We start from the raw sequence: 12,770 nt of genomic DNA on the forward strand, positions 1-12,770 counted from the left end.
GCTGGGCGCGCCGGCAAATTGCGGAGTAGATCGCGATTCCGGGCGGCGTCCGCGCGTCACCAGAGCACCGGGAACTCCTCGAACCCGCCAGTGATGATCTCCTTGCGCAACTTCAGTTCTTCGGGCGCCACGGCCAGGCGCAGCGCGGGAAAGCGCTGGAAGATCGAGCCGACCACCACCTTGAGTTCCAGCCTGGCCAGCGCCATGCCGATGCAGTAGTGCGGCCCGTGCGAAAACGTCAGGTGCGGATTTTCGTCGCGTCCGATGTCGAAGATTTCCGGGTCGTCGAAATGGCGCGGATCGAACGACGTCGCCGGCAGGCCGACCAGCACCTTGCTCTCCGCGGGAATATGCACGCCCGCGATAGTCACGTCGGTCCTCGGATAGCGCATGATGCCGTCCCAGCCCGCGCCCGGCGGGTACATGCGCAGGATTTCCTCCACCGCCTTGTCCACCAGGGATGGATCGCCGACTAGGCGTTCGCGCTGTTGCGGATGGCGGAACATGGCCAGCAGGCCGAATTCGATCTGCGCGACGGTGCTCTCGTGCCCCGCCACCAGCATGCCCGCCGCCAGGCCGATCGCCTCTTCCTCGGTCGCATTGCCCTGCTCGACCGCCGCGAGCAGATCCGTCAGCAGGTTGTCGCCCGGATCCTGGCGCTTGTCCCACATCTTGCCGCGAATGTAGGCGCGCAGTTCTTCCCAGGCCAGGCGCGACGCGCTGCGCGGGCCGCTTTCATGCTGGTGCGTCATCACTTCGTCGGACAGCCCGGCGAAAAAGGCGTGATCCTCGTAGAGCACGCCCATCAGCGCGCTGATGACCATGGCCGGCAGCGGAAAGGAGAGGTGGCGCCTCAGGTCGGCGGGCTGGGGCTGGGCCGCCAGCGTCTCGAACAACTGCGCGGCGATCGCCTCGACCTGCTGCGCGAGCACCTTCACCCTGCGGTTGCTGAAGGCCGGCGCCACGATCGTGCGTAACCGGGCATGCTCGCCCCCCTCGTGCGAGACAAGCCACCCCGGCGAACCGAGAATCACCGAATCCGGGGTGAATGCCGCCGGCGGCATTCCCGCGGGCCGGAACGCCGCGTCGGACAGCGCCGCCTTGGCCTCGTCGTAGCCTGTCACCCACCAGCCTTCGTGCCCGGACGGGAAGCGTACGTGGTGGATCGGACCGTTGGCGCGTAGCGCCAACATCTCAGGCGAGGGCTCGATGTGATCGACGCGCCACATCGGCAGCGTCGGCAAGGGTTGTTCGGACATGGTGGCACTTCACTCTCTAAGCGATGGAAGGGCGGAAGGCGCTGCGGGCAGCGAATGATTACGACGGCACGTAGACGTCGTCCGGGGAGTAGCCCGACTCGATGTCAAGATCGGCCAACGTGTAACTGTCTAGGCATACCGCGCGGCGAGATGCAGAACTTTATCCTGCGCCTTCGAGTTCAGGATTAAGGCGAGTGTGGTGGTCCCTTGAGTCGCAGCCGGCCATCAAGATTTCCTGCGCAAGCGTCGACAAGGTTGGCAGCCTGTTTGGGTACGGGCGGTTTCGCCAAGGCCCCCTTGCCATAGGATGCTATCTGATGCGGATTTGACATTATGCTTTTCTTTCTTCGTTCCATCGATCGCGGTGTCATCCACGAAATGAAGATCGGTCGTCGGCTCCCGGCTCCCAACGAAGGAGTCTCAAAACTCGTGCCAATTTGGCCGACCCAGCAGAAGAAAAACATTGTGATTGCTTTTCAGGGGATTAGCCTGAGGCAGACAAGAGCTCGATGAAATAGCCCGGTGTCGCGGACCCAACAAAGGCGACAAAACAGTGTCGGATAGTATACGGTGGTCAGACGCCAGACCGGCGACACCTTCTTTATTAGTTGTCCTGTCGTGGAATGATGGCAGGCGACCTGACCGTATTGAGCCATAGGAGGGCTCCTGGTTGGCTCAGGGGTCACGTGCTTGCTCCGGGCGCGCTCGAGGCGGCTTGCGGGCTCGTTGCCAATGCAACACAGGCGATCCGCAACACCGCCATCTGGGGCGAAGCCGGCACGGCCCAAGAAGTTCGGCGCTTGGGACGGCAACCTGATGACGGAATGGCATGTCCGCTATGGCGGTCGCGCGTGATGATCTACTGGCATGTCGAAAAGGGCTCGACCTGCATTTTCTCGCAGCTCAAGCGCTGTTCGTCTTCGGAGGTCGCGGCGATGACCAAGGTCTTGCTGCGACATTACACCAACGTGGAGATCCAGCGCTTATATGTCGGCAGCCATGGCCAGAGCGCCCTCGGCGTCCCTTTTGCCGCCTGCTCGGGTTCAACCTGCCGCCACGCCTGAGGGCGATCGCCTGGCAGAAGCTGGCGCTGCCAGGCCTGCGCGCTGAATTGCCAAATGCTTCCCATTCTTTCCAAGGTCCTCACTTGGGAGGAGGTCGAGCAGCAGTATGGCCACAGTCAATCTGGGCCGGCCAGAACGACATCGGAATAGTCCGGCCGGCACCGTAAAGTTAACCGACGGCTGATGAAGATGTGCGAACATGGGCCATGTCAGAAGTTGCTCGTGATCCGCTTTATCGTCGCCACCGCTTTCCCGCCGAGATCATTGCGCACGCGGTATGGCTCTACTTTCGCTTTCCGCTCAGCCTGCGCATGGACATGTTGGCGGCCCGCGGCATCATCGTCACGCATCAGACCATTCGAAGCTGGGCGGAGAAATTCGGGCGGCATTTCGCCCGGGAGATCAAGCGACGGTCAGCCGGCTGCCTGGGCGACAAATGGCATCTCGACGAATGTGTGGTGGCCATCAATGGCAAGAAGCAGTGGCTCTGGCGTGCCGTCGATCAGGACGGCTTGGTCCTCGAAGTGCTGGTGCAAAGCCGCCGAAATGCCAAGGCGGCAAAGCGTCTGATGCGCAAGTTGCTGAAGGCTCAAGGGCGGACACCACGAGTCATGATCACCGACAAGCTCCGGTCCTATGATGCCGCCAGGCGCGACCTCATGCCCGGTGTCGAACACCGGTCGCACAAAGGCCTCAATAATCGAGCGGAAAATTCGCACCAGCCGACCCGACGACGCGAAAGGACCATGAAACGCTTCAAGTCGGCACGCCAGCTTCAGCGGTTCGTTTCCATCCATGATCCGATTGCCAACCTGTTCCACTTTCCCCGCAATACGCTGTCATCGGCTCAACATCGAGACCTGCGTAACGCCGCCATGCAAATCTGGAACAAAATCGCGTGTCTCGCCGCAGCGTGACAGCCGTCCCGGCCAGCTATCGCTGCATCAATCCGCTGATAACTTTACAGTGCCGTGGGATATATTAGAAAGCGACTGAGCGTCGGCCCCCGTGGGGCACAGGTATGCGTGCAGGGCCTTCAGACATGGGCCCGCGTTCTGTTTATCGTTTTTGCGGGGTGGGACAAACCTGACGTTAGCTTGTTCATAGAACGGCTTGCGCTCGTCCATGAGTTGGGGAACCGTCTGATCCCGGTCGGAGCCCCGCAGCAGCGGGCGGGTGGTATCGTTCCTGAGGCGGCGTCGTAGCACCCGCGGGTCGGTATTTATCCAGATCGAGACCGCTTTGTCGGCGATGAGTCGCCGGGTCTGCTCATCGTTCAACGAGCCGCCACCGGTCGCGATGACCGCGGGCCCTTGCTCGAGCACACGCGCGATTGCCTCCGCCTCAAGCTTCCTAAAATAGCCCTCGCCATTTGTATTGGATATCTGCGTTATCGATTTCCCGGTCTGCTTCTGAATTTCTTGGTCGGTATCGATGAAGCGCAGCCCCAGTCGCTTGGCGAGTGGCGCGCCAATCGTGGTTTTCCCGGCGCTCGGCATACCGACAAGCACGACCGGCCGATGGCCGAGGGCAGCGACAGTCTCCTTTGCCTCCGGTGACTTGGCGATCTCCGACTCTGTTGATCGTCCGACAGCTCGCAATCCAGGTGCTGCAGCAGCACTATCCTTACCATCCCTCCAGTGTGCTATGCTGAGCACGTTATCGGGTCTGTCAACTGCCTTATTGCCTTCTCTTACCTTCTGCTCGAGTTTCTCTGCCTTCTGCAAAGCATCACGGCGCTTCAGCTCCTGCATCTCTTTATAGGCGTCGTGATTGTCAACTTTGGCGCTGTAGCTGGCTGGCGTATGGAATTCCACCTGGAAACGGTAGCCTTCTGTGGTGGCGAGCACAGTGTGTATGCCGAGATAACTCGGACGCTCGAATTTGAACCAGTTGGTCACCTCGATTTCGGTGTAGTGCTGCTCCTCGAAGGCCAGAATGGCTGCCTTGAAGGCACGTGTAAAATCGTTGTCAGGAATTTCGAAGACGTGGCGTACGGCGCTGCTGATCAGCTGTGGAGTGCTGCCGGACGAGATGCTCGTGCCGGTGAGCTGCTCTCTTATGGAGCGTTCCGATCTCAACCGGCGCTCCAGATGAGGCATTTTCACCTGGATCTCCATTTTCCTGAGGCTTGCGGCGACGCTGAGTGCCGCTGCGGTGATTTTCCCCTCCTCTTTTGTAGCGCGCGCAACCTCAATTCGGGCGCGCTCTGAGGCCTCCTCGGGGGTCAGCGGGATCATCTCGGCAGCTTCGGCGGTGGGCCGAAGGCCGGAGGGTCTGCGCAAAATGCCGTGCTCCGCAGCGAGATTGATCGATGTTTCCATGACTGAAGCCGTCAGCGTGGGGTTGTCCTCCAGGTCCTTCAAGGCTGCATCGACATCAAACCTTCCATGGTTGAGAGACGCTGCCAGGCCCTTGACGTAGGGCACGGACCTCAAGCCAGGCGTCGTATGCAGCAGCCGCTGAAGATCTTGGCTTTTCCTGGAAAAAAGCCGAGCGCCAGTGTTGGATTTGTAGGCATCGGTGCCGACCTTGATGCCGAGGCTCAGGAGATTGTTTGCGCTTTGCACGAGGTCATCCGGGTTGTAACCGTCCGGGCGAGGATCGATCCGCGCAGGATAGTTGTCGATCAAAGCCCGGATGCGGTCTCGTGGCTGATTTGTTACCGGATAGGCATCCGCCAGATCCGGCAACAACTCTGAGACTGCTGCGCTCAGCGTCGTGCTTTTTGCATCGTTCACGGGCCCGACTGTTTCGGGCAGGCGTTCCGGCTTCTGTGCCCACGCCTCAAGGTCGGCGACCAGCAGCGCGGCCATTTCGCGAGCAACCGGATGCCGGGCGACCTCGATCTCGCGCCGCGCTCTCGCAAACACGGTCTCGATATCCTGGCCACTCACCTCCTCTTCGCGGCCCAACAACTGACCGATGTCTCGCCGAAGCTCGTGGTGAACGCCTTCGTAGGTGCCAAAGATGGCACGCTCGGCAAACCAGCCTCGCGCTTCATGGGATTGAGCCAGGAAGTTTCGCTGCAGACCGCTATAGGTTTCCAGGACATCCTGGGTGGCGGCGAGAATCTGGCTGGCGCGACCAAACTGGTACTTGTCGCCGTCAAGCGCCGGAGTATGCGACTTTGGCGGCTTCAGCGATGGAAGTCCGAGAGCTTGCTCCTTTTCATCGAACTCGCGCACATGCTCATAAAGCTGCGGCCGGTCGCCGATGATGATGACGGTGTCGCCATCGAAGTCGCCGTCAAGCTTTTTCTGTTCACCGGTCGGGACGGCAACCAAGGAGCCCGGAGCGAACACCTCGGTGGCCTGCAGGATGCCGAGGCAGTCGAGCGGCGTGTCCTCCTTGACGCGGTCCTTGCCTGTCGTCCAGTGCGAATGGGACTTGACGTCCTCGGCAGACAAAACCAGCCCTCGGTCGGCGTGGGCGGCCGGCCACATCTCGTCCGGCACGACGATCAGGATGCCTTTGGCAAAGAAAGTCGGATCGTCGGCCGCGAGTTCCTCCCCCGACTTCTGGGCGACATTAAAGCTGTATTGGATAGCAACGCAGGTGTCGAGGAACGCTGCCGTCGGGTCCCCATCAACTGCTGACTTGACCAGGTCGGCGGAAAATGGGCGCAGGTTGGGCTTGTCGTAAGGCGACCGCCCGATCAGCACACCGCTTTTGCCCGTCAACGTCTCGCTCTTGAGCGTCGGCACATGGAGACACTTATCAGCGGACGGTACCGCGACTGCGCCAGGACCGTCGATATGTCCGACAGTCACCGTTCGAAACAGCTCCTCGGCCGTCAGCTCTTTCCCCTCTCTGCTCTCGAGCCAGGTCTTGGCCTTCTCGTGCGCCTCATCGGCCACTTGCTCGCTGCGCGGATAATGTTGCAGCGCCGAGGCAGGCAAGGACGATCTCCTTCCCTCACCAAAAGCAGGAACCCGATCAGGTCCTTCCTGCCGACCGGTCCGGCGAACAGCTGGCATACGCGTGGCCAGCGAGGCCTTGATGAAACCGCAGCCGTCATACGGTCGCAAGGCGATCGGGCCTTCCGGCCCAATCAGCTTGAAGGGACGTTCCTGGTTGGCAGGGCGGTCCGGCAGCAGCGACAATTTGAAGGCGCCTTCCAACGCGTAGTCGCGAGGCCCCAGACCTTGTAAATTCGGTGGCGCTGCAAACCCCCTGCGCTGAGTGTAGTAATATGCCTCTTTGAAAGGCGCCCAAGAGCGCGATAGCTGCTCGAACGCAGTGCCCGGTGCGGTTTCGGCATAGGGAATGGCCAGCAGCTTTCCGCCGGAAGATGCTGCCTCCACCCGACCTGGAATGCGGGCGGCGACCTGCGAAAGCGTCTTCGGCGGCGGCTTTAACTTGCTGCCGCCGAACAGGTCCATGCGGTATGGCACGCCCTCGACGGTCAACGTGCGCGCCAGCATGAACGGGCTCGGCTTTCCGGGCAGTTGCACCGCGACCATCTTCACCGCCCCCGAGGTCAGGCGATGAAAGATCGAATAGCGTGTCTCGGCCTCCGTGGCCAGTTGCCGGCCCTGCATGTCGACCACCGGCAATCGCATCAGCCCCGCCTCGCCCTGGGGCGGTCTGGGCTCGTGGTCCATGGCTCGCAAAGTCTGATGGACGTCGAAGACGGACGCTCGATTTTGGGCCTGCACCGTCGCGGCGTTCTGCGCCATGAACGTGTCCAGCGCATCGGTCGGACCCTCCGCTTCGATCTGCGCGATCAGGTTCCAGCTCATGTTGGAAAGGTCGCGTTCGACGAGCTCGCGCGTGCTGTCCAGGATTTCCTTGGTCTTGGACTGCAGCTCGTCGCGCCTCGCACGCAAATCGGGCTTGTTGCCCTCGACATAGGGCCGCCGCAGCAACCCTGCCAGGCTCGCACGGGCCTTGAGCACTTGATAAATCGACAGGGCCAGACAACGGGTCGAGTACGGCCCGCGGGCCCGCTCGGCATCGCTTGCCCTGAGATGGGCTTCGATCTTGTGCTCCACGATCGGTTGAATATCGTTCAGCAAGTTCAGAGCCGGCCGCCGGTGCCAAAGCAGCTGCTTGCGCGGACTGCGAGCCAGCGGCAGCAGAGCGGCGCACAGATTGCCCATGGTTTCGAGGTTATTCTCATGGGCAAAGCCAGGGGCACGATGCAATTCCGCGAGCCGATTTAAACCTGCTCCTGCGAGCGAACCGAGATCATCATACAATTGAGCCTTGGCCAACGCCTTCAAGATGCTCGTGACGCCCACCGCGTCGGCCTCCTCCAGACGATCACTGGCATAATGAAGATAATGAGCCAGTTTGTGCAGCCGATCTTTCAGCAGAGCGGCCTCTGCAATCTCTCCGGCGTCCTCGCTCCTGAGGATCCCCCGCGCCAAACTGTTGGCGATACTGGAGAGCCCGGGCGCGGCAAAATGACGGAATGGTTGACCCGCCTGGCCGAGTCTGCGCGCGATCTCCAAAATCGCCTGGCTGCACGCCTCTTCTTCCGCAAACCTGTCGAAGCCGTTGAGCAGATTTGCCAGTTGCTGCGGATTAACCCCGGAGAGTCGCTCGGCACCGCGAAGCACCTCACCGGCGATCGCCGCGGTGGCCTGACGTGATTTCTCCTCCTGCGGCCACTTGCTAAAGCCGTTCACCAGGTTCGCCAGGTGCTGCGAGGTAAAATCAGGGAGCCGGTTAGCGCTGCGAATCACCTCACCAGCAATCGCCGCGGCGGCTTGACGTAAGGCCTCCTCTTCCGGCCATTTGCTGAAGCCGTTCACCAGGTTCGCGAGGTACTGCGAGCTAAAGTCAGGGGGCGGGTTTGTGCTGCGAAGCACCTCACCAGCGATCGCAACGGTGGCCTGACGTGAGTTCTCCTCTTGCGGCCATTTACTGAAGCCGTTTACCAGGTTCGCCAGATCCTGCCCATTGAATCCCGACAGCCGGCCGGCGCGGCGAGGCACCGCCCGGGCGATCGCAACCATGGCCTCGCGGCAGTCCAAAGGCCACTTGCTGAAACCGTTCACCAGGTTCGCCAGATCCTGCCCATTAAATCCCGACAGCCGGCCGGCGCGGCGAGGCACCGCCCGGGCGATCGCAACGATGGCGCCACGGCAGTCCTCGGGCCATTTGCTGAAACCGTTCACCAGGTTTGCCAGCTCCTGCGGTTCGAACCCAGACAGCTGGTCGGCGCGGTGACGGACCTCACCGGCGATCGCAACTGTGGCTTGATGTGAGTTTTCCCATCGCGGCCACTTGCTGAAGCCGTTCACTAGGCTCGCCAGGTGCAGCGGAAGAAATTCAGAGAGTGGCTCGGCGCAGCGAAGCACCTCGCCGGCGACCACATTGGTGGCGTAACCCAAATTCACCTCTTGCGGCCACTTGCTGAAGCCCTTCACCAGGTTCGCCAGGTGCTGCACATCAAAATCAGAAAGCCCCTTGCGGCGGCCGGCGCGGTGACAGACTTCACCGGCGATTGCAACGGTGGCGCGTGAGCACTCCGCCGCTTGCAATTTGCTGAAGCCGTTCACCAGGTTCGCCAGGTGCTGCGGATCGAAACCAGAAAGCCCGGCCTTTGGGAGGTCCGCGAGGCGACAGACTTCAGCGGCGATTGCAATTGTAGCGCCGCGGCAGTCCTCTGGCCACTTGCTGAACCCGTTCACCAGGTTCGCCAATGCCTGCGCATCAAACACAGGCAGCTTGCCGGCCCCGCCAGCGACCTGACGCGCGATCGCAACTATAGCGCCGCGGCAGTCCAAAGGCCACTTGCTGAAGCCGTTCACCAAATTCGCCAACGCCTGCGGATACCACCCAGTCCGGCCGGCTTTTTCATCGGCGAGGCGACCGATCGAATCGGCTATGACAATTTCATCGGCGAGGCGACAGACCGCATCGGCTATGACAATGGTCGCCTGATGTGAGTTCCCCGGTTCCCGCGCCTTGCTGAACCCGTTCACCAGGTTTGCGAATGCCTGCGAATTAAACCCAGACAGGCCGGCTTTTTCACCGGCGCGGCCACAGACCTTCCCGGCGATTGCATCGATAACGCCGCAACACTCCTCCTCTAGCGGCCACTTGCTCAACCCGTTCACAACGTTACCCAGGTTCTGCGGATCAAAATCAGAGAGCCCGGCAGGGCGGCGGCGAATCTCGGCGGCAACTGCTACCGTGGCCTTACGAGCGTTCTCCTGTTCCGGCCACTTGCTGAATCCGTTGACCAGCAGAGCGAGACTTTGACCGTTGAGCTCCGACAGCGCTCCGGGTTGCTCATGAAACAGCTTGGCGATTGTGATCATTCCATTGCGACATTCCGCCAATCGGGGATGTCGACTGAACGACAATACGAACAGCGAAAGCGTTTTGCTTTCGACATCGTTCAGCGCCCTGCCGAGCCTCGACACCTGAGCTGCCATGGCCCTGCAAGCTTCCATGCCTGCCTGACCTCCAGGCTCCCGGCTCGTCGCGTTGCATGAGGTGGCGAACCCCCAGGTATTGCCGGCGCGGACATCGTCCTCCCATCTTGGAACAAAGTGACGGGTGAACTCGGAAGCGGCCTTTCGTAGGAATGTTGCCCGATGCGCCTGACTCTGCAGCCTCTTGTCGTTCTCCACCACAGCGTATGAGAATTCATTGATGTCGTGTGCGAAGAAAATTTTGTGCAAAGCGTCATTAAGTAGTGCATCGTCGAAGCTCTGTGCAGCTACATGGTCGAAACGCCGCCGTTCCGGTCCTGCAACCGGCCTGGACTGGCTTTGGTCATGGCGTGCGAGCGTGTCCGGTTGCGACCTACTCGGTTCTTGATCGCCGAGCCAGGACCTCTCTAAACGCAAAGAGCTTTCTTGCCTACCCATCGCTTCGCCGTGCCGACCTTGGGGAGAACCATGCCGCGGCCCACTGGTTGCGCCTCGCGAACCTGCAAGGGCTCCGCGGGGAGCTATGGAGTAATCGGCAGATTTGTCGCCAAGGGCTTCGTCGGCCCCTCGCACGACGCGAGCATAGGACATTCTATCTTGGGGCCCAGAGTGCGTCCGCTCCACGCCGGCATCGGACGATTGGCTGGATTGCCCAGGGGCATGACTTGATTGCGAGTTCAGAGCTTTGGCCAGTTCCTGCGCCTGGTTCAACATTCCTTTGAGCCGGACTGTTTTGTCTTGCACTTCGGGCACCTGTGCAGGCGCAAGCAGGCCTGGTCGACGAGGCTCATCCAACGCGGCCGGACAGGCCCGCATCTCGGCGGGCTGCGTCTGCAGGCGCTCGACCACGGTTTCCGCGACGTAGCGGGCGTCCTCGGGTTTCACCTGGCGCTCTTGCGTCAGTGCTTCCATGGACGGCGGCGCCTGCTTTGCCGACTGTGCGCCCGCCGACGCACTCGCACGCGCCTCCTCCGCGCTCACAAGCTTCGTACCCATATCCGAGAGCACTAGAACCTTGTCTGCTGGCGCCGTGTCGCTGTCGACGGCAGCGACTTGCGACGCCCGCCCGGGGGCTGAACTCCCGGCGCCAACGGCCGGCTTGCCCTTGCCTTTCCGCTTCCTACGCGCTGCGGCGCCTGCCACCGCAGCCTTGCCGGCAGTGTCGGCCGGTATTCCAGCGCCCATATCGGCTGGTGGTGCTATGTTCGCTGGCCAGTTCGGCTGCAGTGCCAGAGTGCCTTTGGCCACTGGAGACTTGCCGACAGTGTCGATCTGTATCGTAGCGCCAGCGTCGGCCGGCGAGGCAATGAGCGCTGGCGCCTTCGGCTGCAGTGCCAGAGTGCCTTTGGCCACTCGAGACTTGCCGGCAGTTTCGGCTGGTATCGCAGCGCCAGCGTCGGGCGGCAGTGCAACGGCTGGCGGCTTCGGCTGCAGTTCCAGCAAGTGCATGACCTCGTGCCCGACGATCCACGCGCCTTCCACGATCTGGCTCAACAGTTCCAATGGGAGGTCGGCACTTGTTTGGTGATCGTTTAGGTTGGTCCGGATGACTTGCAACTCGGACGCAAACTCCGAAAGCCGCTCGATGACTCCTTCCAAAACGGCGCAGTGATCTGCGTCGAGTGGGTGCCCACCGCTGCTCAGAACAGCGTTCTGTGTCGAAAGGAATGCCGGTAAAACGTCCCCGCTGAAGGCTTCCAGCAGACGCACTCGCCCATTCTCAACCATGAGGATTTCCCTGACGGGTGCGTCGAACGTGCTCGCCTGCGGCTCAATCTTCGCCCGCGCGAGATCGATCCGAGATTGCAGATACACGAGCTTGCTATGCATTACCGAGCCGGTTGCCAGCCGCAGCGTGGCCTCTTCTTCCTGCCGCATCTTGGCTGTTGCACTTGGCAAGCTGGCAGTGGCGCGCCAGGCGGCTCGCCCCCGTTCGCAGTGCCCTACCTTCTTTTCCCACCATTTCACGCAGGCCGCATGCGCCTCCACCACACTCTCCGGGGTAGCCGTGGATTGAGTCAGCCCGATCGCTTCTTCCTCAGCTTTTTTTTTTTGCAATTTGTGGATAGTCGGTTCGGCAAGGCGGCTATATTCTTGCACCGCATCCCACACGAGGTAGCGGCAGGTAATCAACTGGTTGTCGTCCACAATGGTCCGCGCCAAAGCCAGGGATAGGCTCTTGTAGTGGTGCAGAGCTGCTGAGCCTGCATTGATGACCTGATCGAGCAGCTTTTCATCGCCCGGGTCTTGCCTGGCCGCGTTAAAGCGCATGCCCACTAGCGTAAGCAGACTGTCCATTCGTCGCTTTTCCTTGATTTCGTCGCCTGACAAGCAAATGGGCGCTGCCACACCCGAAGTTGGCGGCTGGCTGGCGACCGGGGCCAGGGTTTCACCCTCCAACATTGACGGAACACTGCGCCGCCGCGGACCGGCTGCACGTGGCGCGGCGGCGGCATGCCGCGCAGCGTCCAGGGTTCCGTGTATACCAACGGAGGGGCCGGACGGCCTGTCGTGCAGGGCGTCATCGGCACCGCGCTCCATTGGCACGGCGGGCGTCCTTCTATTTATCTCCACAGAGCGCATCTGCTCCACGACGGTATCGAACGACTGGCTGCCTGCCCCAGGCGCAAGACTTGATTGCGAGCGCGAACTGCTCGCCTCCCCCGTCCTGCCGACTCTCTTTTCAGTCCGCGATCTCCCAGATCGGTTCACGCCCGTCATATTCCGTCTCCGATATAGGCGAGGATGTGTTGCCTATGCTGTTGGGGCTGATGTCGCTGAGCCCTAGCGTATGAAGGCTTTGATGAGTGAAATCACGCCTCGTCAGCTTCGCCAATGCGCGTGTAGTGTGCATCGGACGGGCCACCAATTCGCTATACTAGGATTTGCACTACTATCTTTCCGTTAGCGTCGGGCCGGTTAGGCACGGCAGGTCTAGATAGATCGCTTGGCTGACGATTAGCTGACGGAGAGTTTCAGAACCGTCCCGGGTTTGGCGAAGGCCATTTGGTTTGAGTCACGCGGCTATGGCTGGCTCTTGCAGCATGGCGTAG

Annotated in this window: 4 protein-coding genes; 2 read left to right on the forward strand and 2 right to left on the reverse strand. The window is 61.3% G+C overall.

The window, feature by feature from the left end:
* Positions 1-56 precede the first annotated feature (56 nt).
* Positions 57-1,259 (reverse strand): cytochrome P450, encoded by a 1,203-nt coding sequence (locus tag MesoLj_RS33270; RefSeq protein ID WP_010913992.1) that lies wholly within the window; start codon positions 1,257-1,259, stop codon positions 57-59.
* Positions 1,260-1,945: 686 nt separating this feature from the next.
* Between MesoLj_RS33270 and MesoLj_RS33275 the strand changes: the two genes are divergently transcribed.
* Together MesoLj_RS33275 and MesoLj_RS33280 are read left to right on the forward strand one after the other, a co-directional pair.
* Entirely contained in the window at positions 1,946-2,323 is a 378-nt protein-coding gene (locus MesoLj_RS33275) for a Tn3 family transposase (protein ID WP_157866084.1), read from the forward strand.
* 206 nt (positions 2,324-2,529) lie between these two features.
* Entirely contained in the window at positions 2,530-3,240 is a 711-nt protein-coding gene (locus tag MesoLj_RS33280; RefSeq protein ID WP_202323971.1) for an IS6 family transposase, read from the forward strand.
* 27 nt (positions 3,241-3,267) lie between these two features.
* Here MesoLj_RS33280 and xopAD read toward each other — a convergent pair whose 3' ends face one another.
* Positions 3,268-12,438, reverse strand: coding sequence for a XopAD/skwp family type III secretion system effector (gene xopAD, locus MesoLj_RS33285; RefSeq protein WP_202323972.1), 9,171 nt, complete (start codon positions 12,436-12,438; stop codon positions 3,268-3,270).
* Positions 12,439-12,770 lie beyond the last annotated feature (332 nt).

The sequence above is a fragment of the Mesorhizobium sp. 113-3-9 genome (genome assembly GCF_016756515.1).
Lineage (GTDB): Bacteria > Pseudomonadota > Alphaproteobacteria > Rhizobiales > Rhizobiaceae > Mesorhizobium.

What these genes read in the sequence shown, in the direction of transcription:
- MesoLj_RS33270 (WP_010913992.1), bottom strand. Translation starts at nt 1,259, where the DNA reads ATGTCCGAACAACCCTTGCCGACGCTGCCGATGTGGCGCGTCGATCAC.
- xopAD (WP_202323972.1), bottom strand. Translation starts at nt 12,438, where the DNA reads ATGACGGGCGTGAACCGATCTGGGAGATCGCGGACTGAAAAGAGAGTC.
- MesoLj_RS33280 (WP_202323971.1), top strand. Translation starts at nt 2,530, where the DNA reads ATGTCAGAAGTTGCTCGTGATCCGCTTTATCGTCGCCACCGCTTTCCC.